Here is a 26,819-nt window from a genome sequence, read left to right as displayed (position 1 = left end):
TTTGGGAGTCTATTGAACGGATAACGGCTGATCGCAAGCGTCCGCCGTGAAAGTCTAACTTGCATTAAAATATCTAGGTGACCATAAAATTGGTCAACGAAGGTCGGCGCAATGACGGCGGCCCGTAGAAATAAACCTTAGGGAGGTTTCCGTGAAGAAGATCCATTTGCTCGGCGTTTCGCTCGTCGCGCTCATCGCCAGCAGCCCCGCATTCGCCCAGAGCCAGACGTCGAGCTCGACGGTCGAAGAGATCATCGTCACGGCGACCAAGCGCGAGCAGACCCTGCAAGACGTGCCGGTCTCGGTCTCGGTGACCGGCGCCCAGGCCGTTGAACGCGCCCAGGTGCGCGACCTTATCGACCTGCAGTCGATGGTGCCTTCGCTGAAGGTTTCGCAGTTCAACGCCGTCAGCCAGACCAACTTCGTCATTCGCGGCTTCGGCAACGGCAACGGCAATGACGGCATCGAGAGCTCGGTCGCGGTCTTCATCGACGGCGTCTATCGCTCGCGGTCCTCTTCGGCCCTCGACGACCTTCCCGAAATCGAGCGCATCGAAGTTCTGCGCGGCCCGCAATCGACCCTGTTCGGCAAGAACGTCTCGGCCGGCGCCATCAGCATCGTGACCAAGAAGCCGCAGTTCGATTTCGGCGGCAAGGCCGAGGTCAGCTTCGGCAACTTCAACCAGCAGCAGCTCAAGGCCACGGTCACCGGCCCGCTCAGCGATTCTGTGGCGGTCCGCCTGTCCGGCGGCCTGAACAAGCGCGATGGCTTCGCCACCAACGTGATCACCGGCAATGACGTCAACGACCGCGACCGCTGGTCGATCCGCGGCGACGTCCTGTGGCTCCCGACCGACCAGACCTCGGTCCGGATCATCGCCGACTACAACAAGATCAACGAAGTCTGCTGCACCGTGGTGCAACTGCTGAACGGTCCCGCGACCCAGTTCATCGCCGCGCCGGCCCCCTTCGGTCTGGGGGCCAAGGTCGGCAACCCGGCCACCAAGTTCAACCGCGACGTGACCTTCACCAGCGATCCGGTCAATACCCTGTCGGGCAAGGGCGTTTCGGGCCAGATCGACCATGATTTCGGTTTCGCCGCCCTGACCGCGATCACCGCCTATCGCAAGCAGAACGCCGCGTCGTTCCAGGACATCGACTTCTCCGGCGCCGACCTGGCCACCAATGATCTTGGCAACACGATCAAGACCTTCACCCAGGAACTGCGCCTGGCCTCGAAGGGCGACGGTCCGCTCAGCTGGCTGGTCGGCGGCTTCTACCAGAACGAAAAGCTTGATACCGGCCGCACGATCGCCTTCGGCAAGGACATTCGGGGCTTCGCCGATGGCCTGAGCGGACCGGTGCCGGCGGCGCTGCTGGGCGCTCTGCCCGCGCCCCTGCGTCCGGCCCTGACCGGTCGTTCCAACCTCTATGCGCTCGAGTTCCTGCAGAGCCTGGTCACGCCTTCGGTCGTTCCGGGCAAGACCTACTTCCAGGCCGGCCATGGCATCGATGACTATTATTCGATGGATCAGACCTCGTTCTCGCTGTTCGGCCAGGCTGACTACGCCGTCACCGACAAGCTGACCCTGACCGGCGGTCTGGCCTTCCTGAGCGACGAAAAGAACGCCAAGTCGAACGTCGTCCTCAAGGACCCCTTCTCGTCCCTGAACCTCAGCGCCGTGCCGCAGCTTTCGGCCCTGGGCCTGCCGGGCAACCTGTATGCCGCCCTCGGCGGTCTGCAGTTCTACTATGGCAACACGACCAACCATGCGCCGGTCAACTTCCCCAATGCTTCGGAGTCGGGGAAGCTGAAGGCCGACAAGGTCACCTATTCGGTTCGTGCGGCCTATGACTTCGGCAGCATCAACACCTATGTCAGCTACTCGACGGGCTGGAAGGCCGGGGCGTTCAACCTGTCCTCCGACAGCCGTCCGCCGAATGCCAACGGCGTCGGCCGCAGCGCCAACCCCGAAGACGTCACCGTGCTTGAAGCGGGCCTGAAGGCCAACTTCCCGGGCGGTTACCTCAACGTGGCGGTGTTCGACCAGGCGATCGAGGGCTTCCAGTCCAACGCCTTCACGGGCCTGGGCTACAGCCTGGTCAACGCCGGCAAGGAATCGGTTCGCGGCTTCGAAGTCGACAGCGCCTACCGCCCCCTGTCCTGGCTGTCCCTGACCGGCGCGGTCACCTATCTCGACCCGAAGTACGACTCCTTCACCGGCGCGGCCTGCGTGAACTATGACACCGTGCGCTGCCCGCTGAACCCGGCGACCGGTCGTCGTCCGAACTTCCGCGATCTGACCGGTGATGCGCCGGCCGGCATTCCGAAGTGGAGCCTCTCGACCTCGGCCACCGCCAACCACGACTTCGGCAACGGCTATGCCGGTTATCTGCGGGTCGAATACGACTACACCAGCGACACGCAGCTGACGGAAACCACCCCGCCCGAGCTGTCGACCTGGGGTCAGAACAACGTCAACGCCAGCCTGGGCCTGATCAACGAAGCCCACCGGCTTGAAGCCATGCTCTGGGTTCGCAACCTGACCGAGGAAGACAGCCTGATCGCGACCTTCCCGACCGTGGTGCAGGATGGCAGCTACAGCGGCTATCCGACGGCGCCGCGCACCTACGGCCTGACCGTGCGCAAGTCGTTCTAAGACCCATACCTTTGCGCCGCCCGGCACGTCCGGGCGGTGCAGAGACCTGACTTCAGAAGGCGCTTCCGGTTCCGGCCGGAGGCGCCTTCGTCGTTTTGGCGCGGACCCCAAACCTTGACCGCGCCGCCTGGGCGGCTCAGTGTACCCACAATTCAAACAAACGTTTCAGGGAGCGCGCCATGGGCCTCTTCGACCTCACCGGCAAGGTGGCGATCATCACCGGATCCTCGCGCGGCATCGGCAAGGCCATCGCCCAGCGCATGGCCGAGCACGGCGCCAAGGTGGTGATCTCCTCGCGCAAGGCCGGGCCCTGCGACGAGGTCGCGGCCGAGCTGAACGCCAAGCATGGCGAGGGAACGGCCATCGCGGTCCCGGCCAATATCGGCTCCAAGGAAGACCTGCAGCGCCTGGTCGACGAGACGAAGGCGGCGTTCGGCAAGGTCGACATCTGCGTCTGCAACGCGGCCAGCAATCCCTATTACGGTCCCCTGGCCGGCATCGCCGACGACCAGTTCCGCAAGATTCTCGACAACAACATCATCAGCAATCACTGGCTGATCGGCATGGTCGCGCCCGAGATGCGCGAGCGCCGCGACGGCTCCATCATCATCATCTCGTCGATCGGCGGCCTGCGCGGCAACGCCATCATCGGAGCCTACAACATCTCCAAGGCCGCCGATTTCCAGTTGGCGCGAAACCTGGCGCACGAGTTCGGGCCCGACAATGTGCGGGTCAACTGCATCGCGCCCGGCCTGATCAAGACCGATTTCGCCAAGGCCCTGTGGGACAATCCCGAGACCCTGGAGCGCTCGACCAAGAGCGTACCGCTGCGCCGCATCGGCGAGCCCGACGAACTGGCCGGGGCGGCGGTCTATCTGGCCTCCAAGGCCGGCAGCTTCATGACCGGCCAGGCGCTGGTCGTGGATGGCGGCGCGACGATCTAGTCGCCGCAACGCCTAACAGCTTAACGGGCCGTACACGCTATTGCCTCAGGGTTGCGGTCCTGTTTTGGGGACTAGGCTTGCGACGATTTATCGCATCTCTCGCTGTGATCGGCTGCCTGGCGCTGGCCGCCGGGGCCTCAGCCAGGGGTGTGTCTCCGACGCCATCCGAAGCCTCGGCGCGGCTGGGCCAGCTGGCCCGCGAGATCGGCGTCCACCGCCAGATCCGGCCGCCGCGCGACAATGAGGATGTCGAGCGGGCCGGTCGCAAGGCCCTTCGTCAGCTTGGGTCCGAGCGCCTGTATGGGCTGTGGCGGGTGCTGTACGCCTACAAGAGCAACCAGCTGCAGGGCCCGTTCCTGGCCTGGACCGCGGAAACGCGGCGGGTGGCCCAGCGCGATGGCGACCCGGCTCTTGCCGCCTTAGCCGACCTCATGACCCTGGCCTATCGCCACGAGTCCGGCGGCTATCGCGCCTTCTCGGCGACGGACTGGAAGCGGTTCCTGGAGGGGTCTTCGCCCGACGTGCGGATGATGGCCGGGATCGAGCGGGTGCGCGACCTGGGGCAGCATGGCCACTGGGCCCAGGCGGCGAGACTGGCCGCCGACCTGACCTCGGAGATCGAGCGCCGCGGCGCGATCGCCCGGCCGCTGCTGGCCGAGGCCCACCAGGTGCACTCCTATACGCTGGCCGATATCGGCGACAAGGAAGGCGCCCTGGACCACATGGCCAAGGCAGCCAGCCTGGACGAGCGCGACGCCTTCTATCTGCGCAAGATCGAGCGTCTCTATGACATCGGCTACACGGCCGTGGAGCTGGGCGAGCTGGACGCTGCCGACCACTTCGTGACGCTGCACGGCCAGATGGCGGCGGCCGGCGGCGATCGGGACCTGAAGACCTGGACCAAGTTCCTGTGCGCGCTGGTGGCCGAGGCGCGCGCTGATCCGCGCAAGACCCTGGCCTGCCTGGCCCCGATGCGCGACGATCTGCGCCAGCCCGGCCGTCGCCTGCACGTGCTGATGCTGCAGCGGCGGCTGGTGGCCCATGCCAAGCTGGGCGACGCTCCCGCCGCCCGCGCTGACCTGACCGCCCTGCGGGCTGTGCCCACCAGCCTGATCCCGCGCGACCCGCAGGTCGAACTGCTGGCCGAGGCCTATCTGGATCAGGCCGAGGGGCGTGGCCTTCAGGCTTTCCAGAAGCTGGACGCATGGCGACGGGCCGATCACGCCAAGATCAATCAGGCCCATGCGCGCAGCGTCGCCGAGATGTCGTCGGCGCTGGAAAGCGAGCTGCGCGCCAAGCGCGACGAAAGCCGACGCCTGGCCGCCGAGGTCCAGCTCAATCGCCAGCTGGCCCAGGCCTCGGGCGTGATCGCCCTGCTGTTGGCGCTGCTGGTGGCGGGCGGGGTGACCTGGGCGATCTATCAACGCCGGGCCTCGCGCCATCTGCGCGAGGCCCGTGAGCATGCCGAAGCCGCCAACCAGGCCAAGTCAGCCTTCCTGGCGGTGATGAGCCACGAATTGCGCACACCGCTGAACGGCATGCTGGGTCTGGCCCAGTCGCTGCGGTCCGACGATCTTCCGTCGCATCAGCGCGAGCAGGTCGAGCTGATCCTGGATTCCGGCGACACCCTGATGGTGCTGCTCAACGACATTCTCGACCTGTCGAAGATCGAGGCAGGCAAGCTTGAGATCGCGCCCACCGCCGGCGATCTGGCCCAGGTCTGCGCGCGCCTGATCGGCGGCTATCAGCCCACCGCGCGCGACAAGGGCATTGAGCTGGTCTTCCGCATCGAGGGCTTGCCGCCCGGACCGCTGCTGTTCGACGCCGTGCGCCTGCGCCAGTGCCTGACCAACCTGGTTTCCAACGCCCTGAAGTTCACCAATACGGGACAGGTCGAGGTGACCCTGTCGTGCGGACCCGATCTGGCCACGGGGCGCCAGCGCATCCGTTTGCGGGTGCTGGACACCGGCATCGGCATGAGCGAGGCCACCCTGGCCAAGTTGTTCGGCGCCTTCACCCAGGCCGACGCCTCGACGACCCGCACCTTTGGCGGCACTGGCCTGGGGTTGAACATCACCCGGCGACTGGTCGAGTTGATGGGGGGCGACATCCAGGTGCAAAGCCACGAGGGCCACGGCTCGATCTTTGTCGTGGAGATGCTGGCCGACGCCTGCGCCGCCTCTGACGAAGCGCCCGACCACGTCGACGGCGCCGAAGATGAACCCTCCTTCGCCGCCCTGCATGGCCGTCGCGTGCTGGTGGTCGACGACCACCCCGTCAACCGCCGTGTCATCCGGCTGTTCCTGACGCCGTTCGAGTGCGAGCTGATCGAGGCCGAAAACGGCCGAGAGGCGCTGGACGCCCTTGAGGCCGGCCTCATCGACATCGTGCTGATGGACGTCAACATGCCGGTGATGGACGGGCTGGAGGCCACGCGCCAGCTGCGCGCCGATCCGCGCTTCGAACGACTGCCGGTCATCGCCCTGACCGCCGACGTGATGTCGGCCCAGATCAAGACCTGCCTGGTGGCCGGGGTCGACGCGCATGTCGCCAAGCCCATCGACCTGCGCGACCTGCTGTCGGCGATGGATCGGGTTCTGTCAGCGCGCGTCCCTGCGGGGCGAACCGCTAGCCCGGACGCCCTACCTCGAACCGCATGACCTGACCCTGCTCGGGGTCGAAATAGCCGCCGACATGGGTGAAGCCGCAACGGGCCAGCACCTTCTGTGAGGCGATCCGCGCGGGCATGGTCTCGGCCGTGACCAGCGACACCCGGGGGTCACGGAAGGCGCGGGCCATCAGCAGGCCTGCGGCCTCGACGCCATAGCCCTTGCGATGCTCGGCCTCGACCACCGAATAGCCGATCTCGACCTCGCCCCAGATGTTGGGCGGACCCTTGAAGCCGCAGACGCCGACCAGCCGGTTCTGGGCGATCATGTACCAGCCGACATAGCCCGGCTCGTCGGGATGGTCGGCCAGCAGGCCGCGCATCCAGTCGCGGGTGGCCGGGTCATTGTGTTCCGGCGGCCACGAGACCGGCGGCTTGACGCCCAGGCATTCGGCAATGGCCTCTCCGCCCACGTCTTCGGCGTCGAACGTCTCGGCGGTGGCGCTGATCAGCGAGATGACCTGGCCGCGTTCCACGAGCATCGATACGGTCATCAGCCCTGTCTCCCGAAGCGCTCTGGGGCTCCTGCGCTGCTCTGTTGGTAGAGCCGGCCAAGGTATCGATCAACCGCCCAGACGGGGCCGGGCCGCCGCCAGTCGCGCGATAGCCTCGTCCAGGGTCGCGTCGGCCTTGGCGAAACACAGGCGCATGATGTGGGTCACCGGACTTTGCGCATAGAAGGCCGAGACCGGTATGGCCGCCACCCCGTGCTCGCGGACCAGAGCCAGACAGACCGCGCGATCGGCCAGCGCGATGCCGGAGGCGCGCAGGTCGACATTGAGGAAATAGGTGCCGGCGCTGGGCAGCACCCGGTAGCCGGCGCCGTCCAGCCCGGCGGTCAGACGATCGCGCGAAGCCTGCAGACCGGCGGGCATGGTCGTGAACCAGTCGCGATAGTGCTCCAGTCCCCAGGCCACGGCGGCCTGAAGGTTGGGCGGGGTGGTGAAGGTCAGGAACTGGTGGGCGGCGGCGAGAGCCCGGGTCAGGGGCGGGGCCGCGCACAGGAAGCCGACCTTCCAGCCGGTCATGCCGAACATCTTGCCCGCCGAGCCGATCTTCACCGTCCGCTCGCGCATGCCGGGGAAGTCCATCAGCGAGCGGTGGCGGCGGCCATCGAAGGTGACGGCCTCCCAGACCTCGTCGCAGACGGCGATGGCGTCATGGGCGACGCAGAACTCCGCCAGCAGGGCCAGGTCCGCGTCGGGCGTCACGGTTCCGGCCGGATTGAGCGGGCTGTTGAGCACCACCATCCGCGTCCGGGGCGTGAAGGCGGCTTCCAGCATGGCGCGGTCGAAGCGCCAGTGCGGCGGCTCAAGGCGGACCAGACGCGGGATGCCGCCGGCCCGGCGGATCAGCGGCAGATAGGCGTCGTACAGCGGCTGGAACAGCACCACCTCGTCGCCCGGCGAGATCAGCGAAAAGAAGGCCGCCGCCAGGGCCTCGGTCGCGCCGGAGGTGACGGTGATCTCGCTGGCGTCCAGATCCAGCCCCTGGCTCAGGCGATAATGCTCGGCGACAGCGGCGCGCAGTTGCGGCAGGCCGCGCATCGGCGGGTACTGGTTGGAGCCGGTCATCAGCGCCTCGGCGGCCCTGGCGCGCACGGGCTCGGGTCCGGCGTCGTCGGGAAACCCCTGGCCCAGATTGATCGCGCCTAGCTCGCGCGCCAGGCCGCTCATCTCCTCGAAGATGGTGGTGGGCAGGTTGTCGAAGACGGGATGGACCATGGGACGCGTTCGCTGTTGCCTCGTCCGTCTGATCGCACATTATCGTCGCCATGCGCATCATCCCCTTCGAACCCCGACATGCCGACGCCTGGCGCGACCTGAATGTCGCCTGGATCTCCACCCTCTTCCGGATGGAGCCCAAGGATCACGAGGCGCTGAACGACCCGGTCGGCAAGATCCTCGACAAGGGTGGCCACATCCTGATGGCTGAAGCCGAGGATGGCGAAGTGATCGGCTGCGTCGGCCTGCTGCTGCTGGATGACGGCGGGTTCGAGGTGGCCAAGATGACGGTCACCGAGCAGGCGAGGGGAACCGGGCTGGGTCGGCTGCTGCTGCAGGCCTGTATCGACAAGGCCCAGGCGCTGGGCGCGCCACGGCTCTATCTGGAGACCAACTCCAGCCTGGCGCCGGCCTTGGGGCTGTATCGGGCGATGGGGTTTGTCGATCTGCCGCAGCGCGACACGCCCTATGCGCGGGCGGATGTGTTCATGGAGCGGCGGGTTTAGGGGGCGACGGACTAGCCCCCTCCGCGCCGTCGGCGCTCCTCCCCCGTAGGGGGAAGATGAGATCGGCGCGCTTCATCTTCCCCCTTACGGGGGAGGACGGCTGCGCAGCAGCCAGGAGGGGGCAAGTGCATCGAGCACACGATCCCCACGCAACCTTCACCGCAGCTCACGCATTCCGAAAGCTCAACCGGGCTATCAGGAGAGACACATGAGCGGCGTAGGCATTATCGGCGCGATCATCATCGGCATTCTGGCCGGCTGGATCGCCGAACAGATCATGAAGCGCAATCACGGCCTGCTGACCAACCTGATCGTCGGTGTGGTCGGTTCGTTCCTGGGCGCGTTTGTCGCCAGCGCGCTGGGCATTGGCTGGGGCGGCTTCATCGGCAGCCTGGTGATCTCGACGATCGGCGCGGTCCTGCTTCTGGCCCTGCTGGGGCTGATCAAGCGCTGAGGATCCCATTCTTCGCTCTTCCCGGCGAAGGCCGGGATCCAGATCGAGCCCGGTGTGTTGACCGGACCAGCGCCGTCGAAAGGCGCGTCATCCCAAAACGCTCAGGCTGATCTGGACCCCGGCCTTCGCCGGGGAGAGCGGGAACAAACTAGGCTGATGCAGCCGAATCCGTCTCCGCCGCGACGCTCTGGCGTCGCATGCGGCGCGCCAGGTCGCTGAGCAGGAAGTTGGGGATGTCGCCGACCGGCATGGGGCGTCCGAACAGGAAGCCCTGGAAATGGTCGCAGTGCATTTCCCCCAGCATCCGCGCCTGGTCGGCAGTCTCCACGCCCTCGGCCGTGACCTGCAGCTTCAGGGTCTGGCCCAGCAGGGTGATGGTGCGGACGATGTCGCTGATGGCGGTGTTCTCGCCCATCTCGGCCACGAACGAGCGGTCCAGCTTGATCTTGTCGAACGGGAACCGCCACAGATAGGCCAGGCTGGAATAGCCGGTGCCGAAGTCGTCCATGGCGATCTTCACGCCCAGGGTCTTCAGCGCCGCCAGCTGTTCCAGGGTTCGGGCCGTGTCGTTGAGCAGCAGGCCCTCGGTGATTTCCAGCTCAAGCCGTGACGGATCCAGGCCCGAGTCGCTGAGCGCACGCGCAACCTGGCCGACCAGGTCGCCGGAGGCGAACTGGTTTGGCGACAGGTTGACGGCCACGGTCAGGGGTGCGGGCCATGAGGCGGCCTGCCTGCAGGCTTCGTTGAGCACCCACTCGCCGATCTTGCCGATCAGGCCCCACTGCTCGGCGCACGCGATGAAGTCATTGGGCGGAACCAGGCCGCGACGCGGATGCTCCCAGCGGAGCAGCGCCTCAAAGCCGGTGATATCGTGCTCGCGACAGCCGATCAGCGGCTGGAAGAAGACCCTCAGCTCGTCATTCTTCAGCGCGGCGCGCAGATCCATCTCCAGCGCCCGCCGCTCCTGGGCCCCGACATCCATCGACAGCTCAAAGAACCGATAGGCCCCGCGACCGTCGCCCTTGGCGCGGTACAGGGCCAGGTCTGCGTTCTTCAGCAGGCTGTCGGGATCGGCGGCATCGACCGGGGCGATGGCGATCCCGATGCTGGCGCCGATCAGGACATTGTGGCCCTTGATGTCATAGGGCTGGGACAGGGTCTCGACGATGGCGCGCGCCAGCTCGCCCAGGGCCTCGGGCGCAGGGGCAGGGGCCACGACCACGGCAAATTCGTCGCCGCCGAGGCGGGCCACGAAGCCGGCCTCGCCGACGCACTGGCGCAGGCGCTCGGCGACCTCGATCAGCAGGGCGTCGCCCACAGGGTGGCCCAGGCTGTCATTGACGCCCTTGAAATAGTCCAGGTCCAGGCACAGCACGGCGCAGCCGCCGACGGCGTCATCGGCTTGGGCATGGTCGGTCCAGGCCTTGCTCAGGGCCTGCAGGAACGACAGGCGGTTGGGCAGCTGGGTCAGGACGTCGAAATGGGCCAGGCGCGAGATGCGCGCCTGGGCCTCGCGGGCTGCGGTGACGTCGGCCCCGACGCCGCGGAATCCCATGAAGGCGCCGTCCTTGTCGTGGATCGGCTTGGCGCTCAGCGACCACCAGTGGGTCAGGGCGCCGACCTGTACCGGCACGACGATATCCCGGAAGGTCCTGTGTTCGGCCAGCAGCGCCGTCAGCGAGGCCACCGGGCCTGTCGGGCCTTCGACGGCGGGACCGCACAGGGCGGCCAGGGTCTGGCCCAGGAGCGCGCGCCGGTCGGTTCCGGCGGCTGCGGCCATGCGGTCGGACACGTAGCTGAGCGCGCCGTGTGCATCGATTTCCCAGAGCCAGTCGCTGGCGCCTTCCTCAAAGTCGCTGAGCAGCAGGCTGACGACCTGTTTCTGGCGTTCCAGCTCCTCGCCGGCCACCAGGCGTTCGGCGAACACCTTGGCGTGCGACAGGCACGAGAGGCTGACCACCAGGTAGCAAAAGATCAGGAGGCCGCCCAAGGCCAGCAGGATCGGGTCGCCGCTGCGCGCCAGGACATACAGCGAGCCGATCACCATCGGGGTTGAATAGGCGATCGCGGCGGGCGGAAAGGCCAGCATGGCAAATCCGCCACAGCCGACCATGCCGGCGATCACCGAGACGATCATCATGCGCATCTGCACGCTGGCGGCGTCGCCATCCATGGCCAGGATGGGCAGGGCGCCCCACAGGCAGCCCAGCAAACCCGCCTGGGTCGCGATACGGCGCAGGCCGCGCGCAGACACGGTGGACTTGCCGCCCTTGCTGCGCTGGGCGGCCAGCCAGCCGCGCAGGCCCAGCAGGCCATAGCTGATCACCATGGCCGACCAGATGATCAGGCCGGTCCGATGCGGACCGGTCAGGCCGGCCAGGCAGACCAGCATGGCGATGACGATGTTGGCGCCCATCATGATGGGCGTCAGGCGCAGGATGCTGGCCAGTTGCTCCATGCGCACACGCCCGGCCATTTCCTCGGGCACGACGGGCAGCATGGGGGACAGCAGGGGGGCCAAGCGCCCCGCAATGATCGAGATGGCGGCGGCCTTGCCCACGGCGCGGTCCTGAGTTCCCCGGGACGAAGAGGCCCCGCCGGCGACCTTCGACGGTTTTGGTGAACCAGGCGTTAAGCCCTTGTCGCCGCGCACGCTCTGCGTGTTCGGCGCGACGGTTTGGCGCGGGGCTCAGCCAGAAAAAAGGCCGCCGACCCGAGAGGGGCGGCGGCCTTTGTCAGATCAGGACTTGAGGTCCTATTCTTCCTTGACGCGACGCTTGCGGAACGACGGGTTCAGGGTCTGCTTGCGCAGGCGGATGTTCTTGGGCGTCACTTCGACCAGTTCGTCTTCCTCGATATAGGCGATGGCCTGCTCGAGGGTCATGCGGCGCGGCGGGGTCAGGCGAACGGCTTCATCCTTGCCCGAGGCGCGGATGTTGTTCAGCTGCTTGGCCTTCATCGGGTTGACGTCGAGGTCGTCCTGACGGGCGTTCTCGCCGATGATCATGCCCTGATAGGTCTTTTCGCCGGCGCCGACGAACATCGTGCCGCGATCTTCCAGGTTCCACAGCGCGAAGGCGGCGGTTTCGCCTTCCGAGTTCGAAACCAGCACGCCCTTGCGCTGGCTGTCGATGGCGCCCTTGTAGGGCTCGTAGTGGCTGAACACGCGGTTCAGCACGCCCGAACCGCGCGTATCGGTCAGGAACTCGCCCTGATAGCCGATCAGCGAGCGCGACGGGGCCACCAGTTGCAGGCGGGTCTTGCCGGCGCCCGACGGACCCATGTCCTTCAGCTCGGCCTTACGCATCGACAGCTTCTCGATGACGATGCCCGAGAACTCGTCGTCGACGTCGATCATGACGTCTTCGATCGGCTCAAGGCGCTTGCCGGTTTCCGGATCGGTCTGGAACACGACGCGTGGACGGCTGATCGACACTTCGAAGCCTTCGCGGCGCATGCCTTCGATCAGCACGCCCAGCTGCAGTTCGCCGCGACCGGCGACTTCATAAGCGTCGCCTTCGGCCGTTTCGCTGACCTTGATGGCCACGTTGGATTCGGCTTCGCGCAGCAGACGGTCACGAATGACGCGGCTCTGGACCTTGTCGCCTTCCTTGCCCGCCAGCGGGCTGTCGTTGACCGAGACGGTCATCGAGATGGTGGGCGGATCGATCGGCTGGGCGGGCAGGGCCTCGGTGACTTCCATGGCGCACAGGGTGTCGGCCACGGTCGCCTTGGACAGGCCCGCGATGGCGACGATGTCGCCGGCTTCGGCTTCGTCAACCGGCTGGCGCTTCAGGCCGCGGAAGGCCAGCACCTTGGTGATGCGGCCGCGCTCGATTTCCTTGCCGTCCAGCGACAGGGCGTGGATCGACATGCCGGGGACGGCCTTGCCCGAGGTGATGCGGCCGGTCAGCAGGCGACCCAGGAAGGGGTCGTTTTCGATCAGGACCGACAGGATCTGGAACGGCTTGTCGACGTTCTCGACGACCTTGGGCTCGGGCACGTGGCGCACGATCAGGTCGAACAGGGGAGCCAGGGTGCTGTTGGGCTGGTTCATGTCCAGCGTCGCCCAGCCGTTCTTGCCCGACGCATAGATGTGCGGGAAGTCGAGTTGCTCGTCGGTGGCGCCCATGGTGGCGAACAGGTCGAACACGTCGTTCAGGATCCGGTCCGGATCGGCGTGCGGACGGTCCACCTTGTTGAGGCAGAGGATCGGACGCAGGCCCATCTTCAGGGCCTTGCCCAGGACGAACTTGGTCTGTGGCATGACGCCTTCTTCGGCGTCGACCAGGATGACGCAGCCGTCGACCATGCCCAGGATGCGTTCGACTTCGCCGCCGAAGTCGGCGTGGCCGGGGGTGTCGATGATGTTGATGCGGGTTTCGCCCGCTTCGCCGTGCCACAGGACGCTGGTGCACTTGGCCAGGATAGTGATCCCGCGCTCGCGCTCCTGGTCATTGGAGTCCATGGCGCGCTCGGTCGTGGCTTCGTTCGCGCGGAAGATGCCGGACTGGGCCAGGAGCTGATCGACGAGGGTGGTCTTGCCATGATCGACGTGCGCGATGATGGCGATGTTTCGCATGGACATGGAGAAGGCGAACTTTCGGGGAAGAGACGGGAGATGACGCTGCGCGCATCAGGCGCGCGGCTTTTACGCGACTGCGCTGCGTTTATCCACCCCACCTGTTGAGAAAGGAGATTCGACGGAAACCGGTGTCATCCCGAAAGCCTTGATTTTGCGGGGTTTGAGAGCCCTTCGCAGGCGCAGTTGTTTCACTGGCAACCAATTGTGCACTGCAGCATGCGGGAAAAATGGGCGCTATTGAGCGACCGGCGTTACATAACCCTTGTCCTGCATGGGTTTTTCTTCAAACCCCTTCAGCAAAATCGACATTAAAGTCCACTTTTCCGCTTGCCCAATTTCGCACCGCACCCTATAAACGACCTGTGAGGCGGCCTTGTCGCCTCTGCCCTTCCTGGGCGTTTCCTCCCTAATGAACTGCCCGGCTCTCGAGCCGGGCTTTTTTTTGGTCTGGACGCTGAAAGCGGTCACAAGGCCATCAATCCGGCTCCGGCCGGTGCTGCTGCGGTGATCCAGCGGCCGATCGGATCGGCGCAACAGGGCGATCCTGAGCCTTAACGCAGGCTGGAAACGTCCAGATCCGCCAGGGCGCGGGTCAGGCGATCGGCGTCGGCGGCCAGCTTGATCAGCCCCTGGGTCGGCTCGCGCGTCGACTCGTTCATATAGAGCGCGCGGTTGATCTCGATCTGCAGGGCGTGAGTACGCCGCGCCGGCCGGCCATAGTGCTCGGTGGTGTAGCCGCCGGCATAGGGCGCGTTGCGGGCCACGCGATAGCCCATCGATTCCAGCTCTCGCTCGACCAGTGCGGTGAGTTTGGGCGAGCAGGCGGCGCCGAACCGGTCGCCCAGCACGATATCGCAAGACCCCCCGCCCCGCGCCCTCTGGCCCCGGGCCGCCGCCGCCGGCATCGAATGCCAGTCCACCAGAACCGCGCAGCCATGAGTCGCTCGCGCCGAGGCCAGCAGACGGTCCAGCGCGTCGTGATAGGGGCGGTGGGCCAGCTCGACGCGGGCCTGGGCCTCGGCGAAGGTCAGCTTTCGGGCATAGATGGGGCGTCCTTCGCCGGCGACCCTGGCGATGGCCCCCAGGCCGGCGACCACCCGCGCCGAGCGGCTCCGGGCATAGTCGGGCAGTTCGTCCTCGAACATCGCCGGGTCCAGCTCCCACGGCTCGCGATTGAGATCGATATAGGCCCGGGCCAGTCGCGCCTGGATCACCGCTGCGCCCAGCGAGGGCGCGCCGGCGATGATCTGGTCGACGAAGGCGTCTTCCGAGCCCCGGATCGCCTCGGCGTCCAGCCGCGCGGCGGCCATCATGTCGGCCGGATAGATGCTGCCTGAGTGGGGCGAGGCGAAGACCAGGGCCGTGGGCGGCGGCGCGGGTTCGGGCGCGGCGCGCAGAACCTCATGGGCCGGGCCGGCGAGGGGAGCCACGGAAGACGCGGCGGCTGTCGCTGGCGGCTTCCTCGTCGCGTTAGGCTCCCAAGCGCTCATGGGTCATAGTCGCAAGGCTGGCCGGGCGCGGTCAAACACCTTTGGCCACCCCACCGGGAAAAGTCGGGCGGTCCTGTCGAACAGGCGCCGGGTTCATCCCCGATTTACAGTCAGCGCGTTACAGTGATCCCCCCAAAGCCGACGATCTGCGGAAAAAGACCAACATGGCTCGCATCCTTCTCGCCGAAGACGACGACTCGCTCCGGGGTTTCCTGGCCCGGGCGCTTGAGCGCGCCGGATTCGAGGTTCAGGCCTGCGCCGATGGCGAGGAGGCTGTTCAGCATCTCGATCATCCGTGGGACCTGCTGCTGACCGATATCGTCATGCCCGGCATGGACGGCATCGAGGTGGCCCGCCAGGCCGCAGCCCGCGACCCGGCCCTGCGCATCATGTTCATCACCGGTTTCGCCGCCGTGGCCCTGTCGGCGCAAGACCGCGCGCCCGCCGGCGCCAAGGTGCTGTCCAAGCCTGTCCACCTCCGCGACCTGGTCGCCGAAGTCGAAAAGATGATGGCCGCCTGAGTTTTTCCGCCCCGCCCCATAATTTAAATCTGGCGGCTTGCGCGACGCGAAAGCCGCCGCTATACCCCGTCACCTTCCCGCCCGGGACACTTTTACAGTGCTTCAGGGTCGCTTTGGCGGATGCGTAGCTCAGCGGGAGAGCACCTCGTTGACATCGAGGGGGTCACAGGTTCAATCCCTGTCGCGTCCACCACTTTCCTCCAAGCCCATGAACGGCCTGCGAAATCTGGAAAATCCAGAGCGCACAAGGGCTTCTGCGACACCACCATGCCGCACACGGTCATTTCCAGACCGTTAGAAGATGGTGGCAGTTCAGGCTCTTCACGCCGATCTGGCCGCGACACCAGCCTTGATCCAGAACCGTCTTCACGGTCGTTTTCACCGTCTTCACGGTCACGCCGTCGTCAGCGGCGAAACCCTCCCGGCCTCATCGTCCGTGGCACGATCTACCACGTCAGAATCAGAGTCCCCCGGAGCCTCGAAGCTCAGGTCGGGCGATCCCATCTGACGAAATCCCTTGGCACCGGGGTTCAGTCGGATGCGATTCGTAAGGCGCGATTGGTCGTCGCTGATTTTGAGCGTTGGCTTATGGCGGGAGACTGGAGCGTCGGGCCGTTCGCTGTGCGTGATCCCGTCGCGGTCGCTATCACCGCCCCCGTGTCGCCTGTGGCTATTCCCAAGGTCGAGCCAGCGGCGCCGGGGAAGACGTTCAGGGAGGTGTTCGACCTTTTTCTCTCAGACCCGTCGCGTGACCGGACACAGAAGACCGCCTCGATCTACGAGGGCCTGTTCACCGTGGTCTCGGGCGTCTGGGGCGCGGACATCGCGCTCAATGACATCGACCGGGCCAAGTGCCGTGAACTGCTCGACGTGTTGCGAACCTTGCCGTCCAATCCGACGAAGCGGTTTCCAAAGATGACCATGGTCGAGGCTTCGCGCATGGCGAAGGAAACCGGGCTGACCACAGTTCTCAGCGCAGGCTCGATCAACGGCTACATGGCCAAGCTGCGGACCTTGCTGACGTTCGCCGTGCAGGAGGGCTGGGTCGAGCGCAACGTCGCCAAAGGGCTCGGCGTGATCGACCCAATTCGGCGCCGTGACAAACGCCTGCCCTTCGCCAGCGAGCAACTCCGGCTGATTTTCGACGCCCCGCTCTATCGCGGTTGCATTGACGACGGCGCGGGCTACGCCACGCCGGGACCGAGCCGCCCCCGGCGGGGTCGTTTCTGGATTCCGCTGATCGCCCTCTACACAGGGATGCGGCTGAACGAAATCTGCCAGCTTGATGTGGCCGACATCCAGATCGTCGAGGGCGTCGATTGCATCTTCGTGGGTCTGGGGCCTTCCACCGAGGCCTCCGACAAGCGGTTGAAGACGGCCAGCAGCGAACGATACATCCCCATCCATCCCTCGCTTCATGATCTGGGGCTGATGGATTTCGTCGCCAAGCAGCGGCGGGCAGGGCGCCGGAAGCTGTTTTCCGATTTGCCCGCGTCGAGCACGGGCTACTACTCGGACAAGTTCAGCCGATGGTTCAGCCGTTTCACAGAGAAGGCTGGCGCCGCGCGTCCGCGAACCTGCTTTCATAGTTTTCGACACTGCTATCGCGATGCCCTGCGCGAGGCGGGCATCCCCCATGAAGTCGCTCTCGCGCTCGGCGGCTGGGCGTCCGCCGGAGGGAAGGGGGATGTGGAGATCGCCGCCGCCTATGGCCGTGGCTACCGTCTTTCCACGCTGCTACAGGCTGTCGAGAAGGTCGAGTTTCCGGGTTTGGACCTTGGTCATCTGCGGCCGTCCAATAGGCCGCCATCCGGCGCCCTATCGCCCGACCTGAGCTTCGAGGCTCCGGGGGACTCTGATTCTGACGTGGTAGATCGTGCCACGGACGATGAGGCCGGGAGGGTTTCGCCGCTGACGACGGCGTGACCGTGAAGACGGTGAAAACGACCGTGAAGACGGTTCTGGATCAAGGCTGGTGTCGCGGCCAGATCGGCGTGAAGAGCCTGAACTGCCACCATCTTCTAACGGTCTGGAAATGACCGTGTGCGGCATGGTGGTGTCGCAGAAGCCCTTGTGCGCTCTGGATTTTCCAGATTTCGCAGGCCGTTCATGGGCTTGGAGGAAAGTGGTGGACGCGACAGGGCCGATTGGGTGGGCTTTCTCACGGTCGCCCAACGGTCCACCCAGACCGTCCTCCACCGTCTCTACGGCAGCGTTGTTGATGGCGTCGTCGGCCATGTTTGGACCTCCTAGACTCGGGTGCGGATTGGCCGTCAGGCTGCCGATCCGAACGATGCGAGGTCAACGATGTTGGCGGCGGCACCATGCCTGTGCGCCGGATTTAACGGCCGTTAAATCTGGATCACGCCGACGCGACGGGCTGGCCACGGTCCTCTTCGACCGTCTGCATGGACCGTTTCGTCCGCATGACGGTGGCCGTGGACACGCCGGTAGCTTTGGCGACCGCCCGGATCGACATGCCGTCAGAGAGGGCTTTCCTGACCCTATCGAGACGGATCGGCGCAACCGGCGGGCGGCCGAAGCGCGTGCCCTTCGCGCGCGAGCGTTCCTGCCCGGCGATGATGCGGCTGGTGATGATCGCCCGCTCGAACTCGGCGAAGACGCCCAACATCTGGAAGAGCATCCGACCGGACGGCGTGCTCGTGTCGATGGCCTGCTGGTGCAGATAGAGGTCGCAGCCTTGGCCACGCACATCGCTCAGGAAGGCCACCAGATCGCTCAGAGAGCGTCCCAGTCGGTCCACCGACCACGACGCTACGATTTCCACCTCGCGTCGCGCCACGGCCTTTAGGAGGGCGTCGAAGCCCGGCCGCTTGTCCCTGCCTTTGGCCCCGCTGATGCCCTCGTCGGCGAAGGTCTGGACGATGGTCCAGCCCGACCGGGCGGCGACTTCGTTGAGGATGAGAAGCTGGTTCTCGACGGTCTGCTGATCGGTCGAGACACGGACGTACAGGGCGGCGCGCTTCAGGCGGGTTCTCCGTGGTGATTGGTGGGCTGGATCAGATGCTCATGGCTCGGCGGGGGGGCAAGCCAACGGTCGCTTCCGACCGCGTGACAAAACCCCCTCTATAAACGGCGGCTAGAATCCGTTGCCGGGCCTCGATCTGGCGCCCTCGGAATCGCGTGCTGGAAAGCATCTGATTGAGTCACATCACCAACCTGGCGGTTCAGTCGTTCCTGCACAGGGATTATCGGAGGAACGCTAGGGGCTGATGATCGCCCCCTTGTTCCGACAAGACTTTCTGGGCGCCAACAGCGGGACATTCGGGAGGTTTGGATGAACGGTTGCGCGCCGATCTGCGCGCCCGTTGTCGTCGGAAACCCCTACGGATGTCTCCCTCCTTACTGAGTCTATAAAGGAACGAGATAAGTGAAGGGGAAATCACCTCACCTCCGTTCGACCATCACCCAAGCGTCGGGCGCGCAATCGTCAGGACAAGCAGTCAGGACGATGGGGGCGGGATCACAATTGGGGCCAAATTGTCAATATAACTAAGTTATAAATGGTGTGATTTTAATTTTGAATCCCAGGTTTTGCATATGTTATATTTAGATAATGGCAATTTAAATAACAAGTGGATAGTTCAAATGCAACCTAACAGTACTCAGAATATTTTTGACCAATTGTTTCCCGTGTTTCCAGCCGGAAACGAAATATCTGAAGATGAATGGATCAATATATTTATTCCTATCATCAACCCAAGAACAAATAGCTACGAGTTTGAATTGGATGTTTCACAAGATGTAAAGTTTGTCGAAAGCGTAAACGAACATCACGTTTGGACCGGTCGCGTGAATGATGAATGTAATGAAGGATACGAGATAGTGCCTGGAATTTCGAGGCGTCAAGAATTGCACCGCATGATCACCGTTGTTCCATGGATTGATCGTCAGAAATACATGTCAGTTATAGGGCTAGATGAATGAATTTATGACATTTATGGATAGATTACTCATCTTGATCGCGCCGATCAATGCGAGAGCCTAAACATGGTGGCTTCGGTCATGTCCTCGAACTCGAAGACAACCACGCCAAGCCGAGTCAGCGCCCGGCGAAACCAGCGCTTCTCCGTGTAGTAGCAACACCATAGCTCGGCGACGATCCGACGATGATCATCAACCTGGTCGTCGAAATTGATCTCCATCTCGATCTTGTAGGGAGCGTCGAAAGTGCCCGGCGCGGATGGCTTGTTCATGCTCACGCCTCCCTGTCGCCGAACAGAACCAACCACCCGACCTGGGCGGCGAGCAGCCATCGGTGTCGAGCCATCAACCGCCGGAAGACAGCCAGCTTGGCGTCGGTTGAGAGCCCGCCGCCGAGCGCGAGATAGTTCGGTGCGCGAGAACACCAATAGGTCGAGAAGTGCCGCTTGCTGGTTGTGAGGCGGCGCAAAAACAACGCGGTATAGAGGTCTTTCATGGACGCCCCTCGGAGGTAGGTGAGCCGACCAGCACAACGCTGGTCGTTCAATCTATTTATCTCCGCCAGTCGCCGGAAGGCATCGAGCAAGTTATTGATTTAAAACTGAAATAGAAAGATATAGCTTTTTCGACCACTCGCAATTTACGGTTAAATCAGGTCAAGAGGTGGAGCCAACCCGTCACCTCGCGATCGCGAAGTACGTCCATTTTCATGCCCCAGAATTTTCACAACACGCCGACACGGCGATCACACCCATAGGTATATTGCCATGCAATTTGAGCAGCTTCTCACGACCAACTTCACCGACCTTGGCGCCTGGCGTCGCGACCATTCTCCGACCGAATTTTCCGCCTATCAGGGCGCGACGAACGAGGCCTTCGATCTTCACAACGGCGCAGCCTTGCTGGTTGGCGCCAGCGTCGCCTTTAGAGACGACCTGCTGGTCGATTATCTTGGGGAATGCGATGGGCCGGATGGTTCGATCTGCGACGCCCTTTCATTCCGCTTCGGTGACGCTCTGGAAGTCGTCATCTGTAACGAGCGAGACGGCTTTCACGCACGCTTTGCTTATCGCGGTGACCGCAACGCCTTCGAACAGATCGCGGTCGAACTCATGATGTTCGAGAGCCGCTGCTTTTCGCACCTCCGAGACGATCAGGCAGCGGCATGACCCTGCAACAAACGACACCACCGAAAGATGTCGCTGCCGCCAGCGCGGTGATCGACATGATGCACTCCGGCTTGCAGGCAGGCTGCTTCGGCGTCTCGACGAAGGTCGAGCGGAACGAAGTCGTTGCGGGCGACATGGACCTCTTCCAAGAGCCAACCGAAACCGCCCGCCAAGGGGTGAAGTTCCAGGATGGCCTCGCCTCGAAATTCGATGAACGCCGCGCGGCCGGTCAGGGCGTCTCCGATCCGGTCGCGAAGGCAATTGCGATAGCGCAGCCCCGTGCGAAGGAAGTCCTCGGCACCGATCAGCGGCCGCAGCTCTTGGGTCGCATTGACGGGCTGATCAGGAAAGCGATCGGCCCGTCTCAGGTAGCGAGTGACCAAGTCTGCAAGGGACCGCTCGGCGGGCAATCTGGAAAGGGCACGCACGAGCGTTTCATCCGTCGCCTTCGAGCAGGCGGCCTGAACGAAGGCCATGGCACGATTCAATTCGCGAGCGGCCATGGCCAAGTTGATGCGGTCGAGCACGGTTTCGATCCGCCATCGCGGGTCCAAGGCGTCGATGACCGCGAGCTTGCCCTCATTGATCGTCGTCACGCGGGCCAGCAGATCGGCCTTGGCTCGATTGGCCGGGTCGGTGAAGACGAGCCGCAGCTTTTCATAGGCGTCGGACGTGGGCATCGGCCCCACATCGAACTTCTCCAAGGTGCCCATCAGGCCCTCCGGCACCGCTCCGAAGGCGTAGGCGAGGATTTCCGCCGCTCGCTCCTGGCGAAGGATGTGGGCCAGTTCAGCATCAAGCGTGGCGTCATCCACCTGCCCGATGTGCGTGTAAGCGCGGCTGGCGATGACCGCGAAGATCGCTTGGCGCCGTCTGGGCGAGACGGTCATCACCCGGCCGATCAGGCCAGGCGCCAGCCTGTCGAGGTGGATCAGGTCGGCGGTGGCCCAGCCGAAGGTGGCTTGTCGCGGCTCAGGCATGAGTCGGCTCGACTTGACTGGGTTGCTCCCACGGAAAGGCGCCATGCGCGCCAGCGTCGGGGCGAACCTGGAACGCCACCCACCGCCATCGCCGAAGATGGGCGCCCACGACAGCCTCAAAGCTCACGAGACGGCGCGCGACTTCATCCGAGGCCTGAAAGCGCACCGCCGTTTCGCGCCGACAAACGACCGGCACGGACAGGAATCCCGGACGGAAGACCGGCGGGGGCGACCTGAACAGCCATTGCCGCGTGGCGAGCCATTGTTCTCGCCCGGCCGCTTTGTCGAGGAAGTCCGCCAGTTCGTTGACATCAACGGCGCCGTCGCGCTGTCGATGCGCTCGAATGGCCAAGCAGTAAATCAGCGCCACCTGTTCCTTCAAGATACCTCCAGATCAATGACGGAACAATATAGTGCAAAATCGCAAGAGATACAAATCCATTAAAGTCAACGAATAATATCGAATTTTCAAGCGCTATTAAGTATAATTAGAATATGGATCGCTCGGCATAGCGATCAATCGCCCTGAACGCTAATTCCAGCCAGAAGCGATCCCCTCAACTTCTCCGCCATCCGGCGCGAAGACCGAGTGCTCTTGCGGGTGCCGCCGCAGGAGCATTCACCTTGAGCAATCCAATGACCTATCCGGCAACCGTCGTAGAACAGTGCGAATCTCTCTGGACGGACTTTTTTGAACCCGCCCTCGGCAAGCGCGCGGCCAACCAGTTCCGTCATGCGATGAAGCGGCGGACCGACGAGTTCGCCGACCAATTTCTAGGCCCACAGCTATTCCGGCCCGACGTCGGGCCTGGCTTGTACGTGCCCGTGGATGTCGTGAAATACAGCCAAGGCCGCAATCATCTGATGGCCAAAACGCTCGTCGTCGAGCCCGACTCTTTCGGCCTCGATTGTGACCCGCGCAACGGCCTGTCATTCTTTGCAAACCCGCTACGGATTGGCACCCAGTTCCCCGATCCGTTCGACGATGATCGCCAGATCTGGGAGCCGCCCAGCAGCCGTGTCACCATGGCGCCGGTCCAGGTGTTCACCTTCGAGTTCGACGAGGACGTCCAGTTCCTCGGCGAACAACTGTCCTGGCTAAGATCGAAGAAGAATGTGCTCGATTGTCCGATGGGCGATCTCTACCGCCACTGTGCGGCGTTCGCCGACTTCGCCGGGATCACCGTCAACTATTCCGGCAACAAGGGGCTGCACATCCACGTCGCCTTTCGCACCGACTTGGCCGTGACGCAGTTTCCATGCCTGAACGAGCCAGGCGCCGCCATTCGCGCCGGATTGATCGAACATTGGCGTCGTCTGCACCCGGATGTGCTCCGCACCCTCAAGGTGCCTACCGGAATTACGGCTGACGCTTCCGTCAGCCTGCCTGAACAATTCCGGCGGATGCCCAACGGCTTGCGGCTGCTTGAAAAACCAAGCGTGCTCGGCGTTCCCGCTGGGGAGATCGTTCCGCAGGTGACGCTTTGGGAGAAGTGGCCGGAACGCGCCGCGCGGGACGCCTCCATGCTGTTCTTCACGCCATCACCGTTCGTTGATCGAGTGGTGACGTCCACTGCGCGCGCCCGACCGGCGAGCGCAACGCCATCGCATGTGTTCAAGACCCACCTGTCCGATGACGAGTTCAAATACTGCGAAGACCGCATGGCCGCCTTCTTCGGCGACTGGCCGAAGTTCGTTCGCCTCGAACATGCGGGTGGCGGTTGGCGAGCCGTGTTCCAGAACGGCCCAGCCGACCACACGCCGTCGTCCATCATGCTCGAAGGCTACAAGACGATCATGCTGAACGGTCGCGGCGCGGAGGAACTGTCGCCACGCCAGCTTCCCATCCCGCTCGGTGCAATGCTGAAGTTGTGGGTGAACCGCTACCGCACGGACCAGGCCGTCGAGCCCTGGCAGGTGGTCGAAATTCCGTTGGGCGCGGCGGCGCGCTCGGTCGAGCCATGCCCTCACCAGGTCGCGATAGCTGGAGCTACCACCAAAGATGAGGCCTCAAAGCACCTGCGCGCCGCGCTGTTGGCGACTGTGTTCAGGCATGAAGTCGCCATGGTCAGCGGACCTGAAGGCATCCGCAAAACATCGTCGCTATTCAGGGATCACCGGCGAATCCACAACGTCGCCGCCAACGGCGACCGCCTGCCGTCGATGTATGCGTTCAACGATTACGAGACGGCGCGGACAAAGTGCGACGATTTCAACCGGGTGTGGGACGGGCGACTTTTTCACGCTGTGGTCCTTCCCAGCTTCTCGGAGGCCTATAAGGCGGCGCGGACCGCTCTGTCGCTTGGAGAGATCACCACGGCGACGGCGGCGGGCTTGAACGCCCCGCACCTCTTGTCCGCGATCAAGCAGCTACAGCCAAAGGTCATCGACTACTTCCGCGCGGCTCACGCCACGATGTGGCGGGAGATTGGCGACAAGTTGCCGGTCTTCTTTTCGGTGCATCAGGTGGCCCATGCCTGGAACGACAACACCCAGACGCGCACCATGTGGGACCGTCATTTCTGGGACGTGGAAAATCCGTTCGAGGACAAGTTCCACCTTCGGGGCTGCCGCCGCCGCATGATGCTGGCCGTGCTCGTTCATGATGAGGTCGAGACGACCGACCTCGTGGTGATGCACCGAGCAGAGGTGGTGGAATGGGTGCGGCGCCTTATTGCGTCCGCGCCCAAGGTCTGGAGCGGCAATCGCGGCAACTTGGCCGGTCAGTGGCAAAGCTACGAACGCTTTCGGGCTGCGAACTCGGCGCCATTCGCTGATGGCGCGAAGCAAGACATCGACTTCCAGACCGTGAGGGAAATTTCTCGCATCCCCGTCAAGGACTGGGAGGCCGTGGAAACGGCTTGGTCCGGGGACTATGGCGGCGAGGACGAGGATCGCTTCGACCTGTACGCCAGTCGGGCAGGCCGCCCGTGGTTCGTCGCCCCCCACACTTGGTGGACAGGCGTTGCCCGTCGCGTGCTGGTTCTAACCACTGAAGCCGTGCCTGTCGCCGTCACGAGACGCCTTGGGGCGCCATGGTTCATCGGCGAATATGAGGCCAGCGGCCTGGACAGGGACAGCGTATCCGTTGTGGCCCAGCGCAACATCTGCGCTGCCAAACTGCCGCTGGCGGTTCGGACGTTCCAGGCCGACCATCCCGGCGTTGTGGTGATCAGCAACAAGGTGTCGATGCTTGAAGGCACGACGACACACGCCCGAGCGCGGGGCAGCAATGCCTACATCGGCCGCGACGTCGCGCAGACCATGACCTTTGTTTCCCCAGACGAGTATGAGCGTCTGGAGGCCTTGAACGCATGGTGTGGTCGGGATGATTTAGTCGGCTTGCGGCACGTTGATGAGTTCAACCAGTCTGCGGGGCGAAACATGGGTTTCCGGCGCCAAGGCGACGCCAAGCATTGGCTGCTGCTGGCGCCGCGCCTGCTCCACCGCCTTCTCGCCCGCGATGCGCTTGGGCGAGCCAGGTACGATCTCCGTATCCAACTGGATCGACAACGCCGCTACGAGGTACGAGGTCGGGCTGTGAAATTTTAGCTGGTATGCTCAGTCCCCGGCCCATCGGCTTGGTGAAGGATGTTCAACACGGTTTCCGCGATCTGGCGCGCCAGGAAGGGAGGGACGGCATTGCCGACTTGAATGAATTGCTCGGTACGGTTTCCCAGGAAGAGATAGTCGTCAGGGAAGGTCTGGAGCCTTGCGGCTTCGCGCACGGTAAGAGCCCGGCACTGCAATGGGTCCGGGTGGATAAAGTAGTGACCATCCTTGGCGATGTGGCTGGTTATGGTTGTGGCCGAGCGTCCGTATCGTTGAACCCTGAAGCGGTCCACAAAGTGCCCCGAGGTCCAGTTCGCGTGCTGCGGAACGAGTTCATCGGGGAACTCCTCCGCTCTCGGTGAGCGGTTGTGTTTTCTCGCGAAAACCGCGCAGAAAAAGTAGCGGGCCAGATCGGCGGGCATATGGCTGCGGCTCTCATGATTGGCCAGGCGCCCTCCAGCCGTTCCTTCCAGCCAATCGCGCAGAGCCTCCGGGCAACCATCATTGATGCTTTCGGCCTGATCCGCCTTCCGTGGGTACAGGGGGCACTTCAGACCGAATTCATCGGCCGCGATCAGCGCGTCCTCATGCATGGCCTGAACGAGATCTGACTTGGCATTCTTGGTCGCCTGGATAACCAATTCCATGGCGTCCAGGACCGCATCCCGCCAAGCCTGAAACGTATCCGCCTTGCTGAGGCCGCTGCGCAGAGGCGGGATGCCACTCAAGGCGTGGTCCACGGTCGCCAGATTTTCAGTCCATCGCGGCATCAGCGGACCGTTGCGGCGCTTCTCAAGAAACTGAGCGTGATCGGCTCGTATGCCAACGATGATCATCCGGTGCCGTGCCTGCGGCACGCCGAAATGCTCGGCCTGGATCAAGAAGTCTATCGCGGCTTCTGGCTCATGGGTGTCGAACAGGTCCTCCGTCTGAGGATCCAGTGCGACCAGCTTGTAGCTGTCGGTAGTGCCGCCAGCATCCTTCAGATCGCGAAGAACGAGATCAAGAATCCTGACGCCATCGACCTTGGAAGACAGAATGCCTTTGACGTTCTCCATGACGAAAGCCACTGGCCGCGCCTTGTTCAAGATCCCGATGTATTCCTTGTAGAGGAAATGCCGGTGATCCTTGCTCGCCTCGTAGCCCTCGGTGCCACGGTTGCGGTTGCGACCGACGACCGAATAGGCCTGGCAGGGCGGGCCACCGATAACGATAGTCTTTTCTGTGGCCAGGTCAGTCAGCAGAGGCGCGAGGACGGCGGCCGCATGATCCGTGCCCAACTCCAACTTCAGCGCATGCTCTGTGGCGGCCTGCCATTGGTCGGGGTAAAGGGACGCCCAATCCGGCTCACTGATCGACCCGGCGAGCCACCGCGAATATTCATAGGGGCGCTCTCCGTCGAATTGACGAAGGAACGAGCGCAAGAGCAGCGTCTTGTAGGCAGAGGCCTCCTTCTCGACCGAGAGTGCGATCTTGAAAGGGTGCTTGCCGCCATGCTTCAGGCTCGCGAACCCCTCGGCCAGGCCGCCCGGTCCAGCAAAGAGGTCGATGACCCTGTATGTTTCAGGCATGGCTCTCGAATCTGCCCTCCGACGGGCCGCCACCTTTAGCGACCCCGCCGG

At 64.0% G+C, this 26,819-nt stretch carries 22 protein-coding genes, 1 tRNA gene and 1 pseudogene; 13 read left to right on the top strand and 11 right to left on the bottom strand.

Translation table 11 applies throughout. The annotated features are described in order from the left end of the window. Positions 1–151 precede the first annotated feature (151 nt). The 3 genes from ACN2C7_RS16785 to ACN2C7_RS16775 all read left to right on the top strand — a co-directional run bounded on the left by ACN2C7_RS16785 (position 152) and on the right by ACN2C7_RS16775 (position 6,263). Complete coding sequence (locus tag ACN2C7_RS16785; RefSeq protein WP_419318440.1) at positions 152–2,659, top strand: TonB-dependent receptor; 2,508 nt, start codon at positions 152–154, stop codon at positions 2,657–2,659. Between the two features lie 179 nt (positions 2,660–2,838). After that, positions 2,839–3,603 carry an SDR family oxidoreductase gene (locus ACN2C7_RS16780; protein ID WP_419318438.1) on the top strand — a complete coding sequence of 255 codons (765 nt, stop codon included), beginning with the start codon at positions 2,839–2,841 and terminating at the stop codon, positions 3,601–3,603. A gap of 77 nt (positions 3,604–3,680) precedes the next feature. Beyond that, positions 3,681–6,263 (top strand): ATP-binding protein, encoded by a 2,583-nt coding sequence (locus ACN2C7_RS16775; RefSeq protein WP_419318436.1) that lies wholly within the window; start codon positions 3,681–3,683, stop codon positions 6,261–6,263. Here ACN2C7_RS16775 and ACN2C7_RS16770 read toward each other — a convergent pair. Both ACN2C7_RS16770 and ACN2C7_RS16765 read right to left on the bottom strand, forming a co-directional pair. Continuing rightward, the gene (locus ACN2C7_RS16770) at positions 6,232–6,765 is read right to left on the bottom strand and encodes a GNAT family N-acetyltransferase (protein WP_419318434.1); all 534 of its coding nucleotides are present in this window, start codon (positions 6,763–6,765) and stop codon (positions 6,232–6,234) included. The two genes, ACN2C7_RS16775 and ACN2C7_RS16770, sit on opposite strands and share 32 nt — an antisense overlap. A gap of 69 nt (positions 6,766–6,834) precedes the next feature. Continuing rightward, entirely contained in the window at positions 6,835–7,995 is a 1,161-nt protein-coding gene (locus tag ACN2C7_RS16765) for an aminotransferase (protein WP_419318432.1), read from the bottom strand. Between the two features lie 50 nt (positions 7,996–8,045). Between ACN2C7_RS16765 and ACN2C7_RS16760 the strand changes: the two genes are divergently transcribed. Then, positions 8,046–8,501, top strand: a complete 456-nt coding sequence (locus tag ACN2C7_RS16760) for a GNAT family N-acetyltransferase (protein ID WP_419318430.1) — start codon at positions 8,046–8,048, stop codon at positions 8,499–8,501. Between the two features lie 208 nt (positions 8,502–8,709). Further along, a complete protein-coding gene (locus tag ACN2C7_RS16755; protein WP_419318428.1) occupies positions 8,710–8,955 on the top strand; it encodes a GlsB/YeaQ/YmgE family stress response membrane protein in 246 nt (81 codons plus the stop codon). Between the two features lie 148 nt (positions 8,956–9,103). Here ACN2C7_RS16755 and ACN2C7_RS16750 read toward each other — a convergent pair whose 3' ends face one another. From ACN2C7_RS16750 to ACN2C7_RS16735, 4 genes are all read right to left on the bottom strand, one after another. Further along, positions 9,104–11,455: a putative bifunctional diguanylate cyclase/phosphodiesterase gene (locus tag ACN2C7_RS16750; protein WP_419321490.1), complete on the bottom strand. Its 2,352-nt coding sequence runs from the start codon at positions 11,453–11,455 to the stop codon at positions 9,104–9,106. Between the two features lie 255 nt (positions 11,456–11,710). Then, positions 11,711–13,543: a translational GTPase TypA gene (gene typA, locus ACN2C7_RS16745; RefSeq protein ID WP_419252467.1), complete on the bottom strand. Its 1,833-nt coding sequence runs from the start codon at positions 13,541–13,543 to the stop codon at positions 11,711–11,713. A gap of 231 nt (positions 13,544–13,774) precedes the next feature. Then, positions 13,775–14,074 carry a hypothetical protein gene (locus tag ACN2C7_RS16740; RefSeq protein ID WP_419318426.1) on the bottom strand — a complete coding sequence of 100 codons (300 nt, stop codon included), beginning with the start codon at positions 14,072–14,074 and terminating at the stop codon, positions 13,775–13,777. Between the two features lie 17 nt (positions 14,075–14,091). After that, positions 14,092–15,030, bottom strand: coding sequence for an N-formylglutamate amidohydrolase (locus tag ACN2C7_RS16735; protein WP_419318423.1), 939 nt, complete (start codon positions 15,028–15,030; stop codon positions 14,092–14,094). A 164-nt stretch (positions 15,031–15,194) separates the two neighbouring features. Between ACN2C7_RS16735 and cpdR the strand changes: the two genes are divergently transcribed. The 4 genes and pseudogenes from cpdR to ACN2C7_RS16715 all read left to right on the top strand — a co-directional run bounded on the left by cpdR (position 15,195) and on the right by ACN2C7_RS16715 (position 17,477). Next, entirely contained in the window at positions 15,195–15,551 is a 357-nt protein-coding gene (gene cpdR, locus ACN2C7_RS16730) for a cell cycle two-component system response regulator CpdR (RefSeq protein WP_062144046.1), read from the top strand. Positions 15,552–15,669: 118 nt separating this feature from the next. After that, positions 15,670–15,744, top strand: a tRNA-Val gene (locus ACN2C7_RS16725). 74 nt (positions 15,745–15,818) lie between these two features. Beyond that, positions 15,819–16,079, top strand: a pseudogene (locus ACN2C7_RS16720) (DUF6538 domain-containing protein); the annotation flags it as partial. A gap of 60 nt (positions 16,080–16,139) precedes the next feature. Next, positions 16,140–17,477: a tyrosine-type recombinase/integrase gene (locus tag ACN2C7_RS16715; protein WP_419321489.1), complete on the top strand. Its 1,338-nt coding sequence runs from the start codon at positions 16,140–16,142 to the stop codon at positions 17,475–17,477. Positions 17,478–17,913: 436 nt separating this feature from the next. Here ACN2C7_RS16715 and ACN2C7_RS16710 read toward each other — a convergent pair whose 3' ends face one another. Next, on the bottom strand, positions 17,914–18,474 hold the full coding sequence (locus ACN2C7_RS16710) for a recombinase family protein (RefSeq protein ID WP_419321488.1): 561 nt from the start codon (positions 18,472–18,474) through the stop codon (positions 17,914–17,916). A 686-nt stretch (positions 18,475–19,160) separates the two neighbouring features. Here ACN2C7_RS16710 and ACN2C7_RS16705 point away from each other — a divergent pair. Then, positions 19,161–19,499 (top strand): hypothetical protein, encoded by a 339-nt coding sequence (locus tag ACN2C7_RS16705; protein WP_419318421.1) that lies wholly within the window; start codon positions 19,161–19,163, stop codon positions 19,497–19,499. 44 nt (positions 19,500–19,543) lie between these two features. On the opposite strand, the gene ACN2C7_RS16700 is transcribed toward ACN2C7_RS16705, so the two are convergent. Together ACN2C7_RS16700 and ACN2C7_RS16695 are read right to left on the bottom strand one after the other, a co-directional pair. Further along, positions 19,544–19,768, bottom strand: coding sequence for a hypothetical protein (locus tag ACN2C7_RS16700; protein ID WP_419318418.1), 225 nt, complete (start codon positions 19,766–19,768; stop codon positions 19,544–19,546). Between the two features lie 2 nt (positions 19,769–19,770). Continuing rightward, complete coding sequence (locus ACN2C7_RS16695; protein ID WP_419318416.1) at positions 19,771–19,992, bottom strand: hypothetical protein; 222 nt, start codon at positions 19,990–19,992, stop codon at positions 19,771–19,773. 271 nt (positions 19,993–20,263) lie between these two features. Here ACN2C7_RS16695 and ACN2C7_RS16690 point away from each other — a divergent pair, with 271 nt between their 5' ends. After that, entirely contained in the window at positions 20,264–20,665 is a 402-nt protein-coding gene (locus ACN2C7_RS16690) for a hypothetical protein (RefSeq protein WP_419318414.1), read from the top strand. Here ACN2C7_RS16690 and ACN2C7_RS16685 read toward each other — a convergent pair. Then, on the bottom strand, positions 20,650–21,645 hold the full coding sequence (locus ACN2C7_RS16685) for a hypothetical protein (protein WP_419318412.1): 996 nt from the start codon (positions 21,643–21,645) through the stop codon (positions 20,650–20,652). The two genes, ACN2C7_RS16690 and ACN2C7_RS16685, sit on opposite strands and share 16 nt — an antisense overlap. Positions 21,646–21,688: 43 nt before the next feature. On the opposite strand from ACN2C7_RS16685, the gene ACN2C7_RS16680 reads away from it, so the two are divergent. Both ACN2C7_RS16680 and ACN2C7_RS16675 read left to right on the top strand, forming a co-directional pair. Beyond that, positions 21,689–22,090, top strand: coding sequence for a hypothetical protein (locus tag ACN2C7_RS16680; RefSeq protein ID WP_419318410.1), 402 nt, complete (start codon positions 21,689–21,691; stop codon positions 22,088–22,090). Between the two features lie 179 nt (positions 22,091–22,269). Then, entirely contained in the window at positions 22,270–25,197 is a 2,928-nt protein-coding gene (locus ACN2C7_RS16675) for a hypothetical protein (protein ID WP_419318408.1), read from the top strand. On the opposite strand, the gene ACN2C7_RS16670 is transcribed toward ACN2C7_RS16675, so the two are convergent. Continuing rightward, positions 25,194–26,768, bottom strand: a complete 1,575-nt coding sequence (locus ACN2C7_RS16670) for a DNA cytosine methyltransferase (RefSeq protein WP_419318406.1) — start codon at positions 26,766–26,768, stop codon at positions 25,194–25,196. The genes ACN2C7_RS16675 and ACN2C7_RS16670 overlap by 4 nt on opposite strands. Positions 26,769–26,819: the final 51 nt, after the last annotated feature.

Source organism: Caulobacter sp. ErkDOM-E (assembly GCF_048541895.1).
Classification (GTDB): Bacteria; Pseudomonadota; Alphaproteobacteria; order Caulobacterales; family Caulobacteraceae; genus Caulobacter.
This window is presented reverse-complemented; position numbering and strand designations above follow the sequence as displayed.

Bases quoted from the DNA above. Each gene is read 5' to 3' on its own strand.
- ACN2C7_RS16780 (WP_419318438.1), top strand. From the start codon at position 2,839: ATGGGCCTCTTCGACCTCACCGGCAAGGTGGCGATCATCACCGGATCC.
- ACN2C7_RS16770 (WP_419318434.1), bottom strand. From the start codon at position 6,765: ATGACCGTATCGATGCTCGTGGAACGCGGCCAGGTCATCTCGCTGATC.
- ACN2C7_RS16765 (WP_419318432.1), bottom strand. From the start codon at position 7,995: ATGGTCCATCCCGTCTTCGACAACCTGCCCACCACCATCTTCGAGGAG.
- ACN2C7_RS16760 (WP_419318430.1), top strand. From the start codon at position 8,046: ATGCGCATCATCCCCTTCGAACCCCGACATGCCGACGCCTGGCGCGAC.
- ACN2C7_RS16755 (WP_419318428.1), top strand. From the start codon at position 8,710: ATGAGCGGCGTAGGCATTATCGGCGCGATCATCATCGGCATTCTGGCC.
- ACN2C7_RS16750 (WP_419321490.1), bottom strand. From the start codon at position 11,455: ATGCTGCCCGTCGTGCCCGAGGAAATGGCCGGGCGTGTGCGCATGGAG.
- typA (WP_419252467.1), bottom strand. From the start codon at position 13,543: ATGTCCATGCGAAACATCGCCATCATCGCGCACGTCGATCATGGCAAG.
- ACN2C7_RS16735 (WP_419318423.1), bottom strand. From the start codon at position 15,030: ATGAGCGCTTGGGAGCCTAACGCGACGAGGAAGCCGCCAGCGACAGCC.
- cpdR (WP_062144046.1), top strand. From the start codon at position 15,195: ATGGCTCGCATCCTTCTCGCCGAAGACGACGACTCGCTCCGGGGTTTC.
- ACN2C7_RS16715 (WP_419321489.1), top strand. From the start codon at position 16,140: ATGGCGGGAGACTGGAGCGTCGGGCCGTTCGCTGTGCGTGATCCCGTC.
- ACN2C7_RS16705 (WP_419318421.1), top strand. From the start codon at position 19,161: ATGCAACCTAACAGTACTCAGAATATTTTTGACCAATTGTTTCCCGTG.
- ACN2C7_RS16700 (WP_419318418.1), bottom strand. From the start codon at position 19,768: ATGAACAAGCCATCCGCGCCGGGCACTTTCGACGCTCCCTACAAGATC.
- ACN2C7_RS16695 (WP_419318416.1), bottom strand. From the start codon at position 19,992: ATGAAAGACCTCTATACCGCGTTGTTTTTGCGCCGCCTCACAACCAGC.
- ACN2C7_RS16690 (WP_419318414.1), top strand. From the start codon at position 20,264: ATGCAATTTGAGCAGCTTCTCACGACCAACTTCACCGACCTTGGCGCC.
- ACN2C7_RS16685 (WP_419318412.1), bottom strand. From the start codon at position 21,645: ATGCCTGAGCCGCGACAAGCCACCTTCGGCTGGGCCACCGCCGACCTG.
- ACN2C7_RS16680 (WP_419318410.1), top strand. From the start codon at position 21,689: ATGCGCGCCAGCGTCGGGGCGAACCTGGAACGCCACCCACCGCCATCG.
- ACN2C7_RS16670 (WP_419318406.1), bottom strand. From the start codon at position 26,768: ATGCCTGAAACATACAGGGTCATCGACCTCTTTGCTGGACCGGGCGGC.